A 514-nucleotide genomic window follows, 5' to 3' on the forward strand; every position below is an offset into this window, starting at 1 on the left:
TCCGATAATCTTGACCCACCCTGTACATAAGTGCGCCTTCGTCGACGAGAATTTTAACGCGCACGCGCGCACACTCAACGCAATCACGCTAACGCCGCCTAGCAGACGAGGCGATCAGGTTCGTGAACTACGAGAGAAATAGGAAAGACATCGCTTACTTTTACACTTTCCTTGTCTCATTCCTTCCAGCTGCAGTTCATACCTCTTTAACATGAATTCCTTAGTTACTTCCGGGGTAATTGGAAGACGCGGAAATATAATGTGTAACAAGCGTACTACAATACAACACCGATCATCATTATTTATTATCGTACTACAGTAATTCACAAACTTACATCTGTAGCTTTCCGCCGAAGAACACACCGTCGTATTGCGTTTGAGTCCGCAAGCGTCGTCTGCATTTGAAATCTCCACCGATGGACGCGCCGCGAAGCGCCCACAGCGGGAAACGTGAAGCGCACATCGCGAAGTCTGCACCGAAGCAGACATCGTGATGTGCTCCTTCGTTGACGCC

The 514-nt window shown here is 48.6% G+C and carries 1 protein-coding gene; it reads right to left on the reverse strand.

Annotated features, from left to right (window positions below; translation table 11 throughout):
- Nucleotides 1–331 precede the first annotated feature (331 nt).
- On the reverse strand, nucleotides 332–514 hold a 183-nt coding region (locus Q2M23_RS43915; RefSeq protein WP_316399582.1), incomplete at its 5' end, for a hypothetical protein.

Origin of the sequence: Bradyrhizobium sp. 33ap4 (assembly GCF_032654765.1) — a bacterium.
Lineage (GTDB): Bacteria > Pseudomonadota > Alphaproteobacteria > Rhizobiales > Xanthobacteraceae > Bradyrhizobium > Bradyrhizobium australafricanum.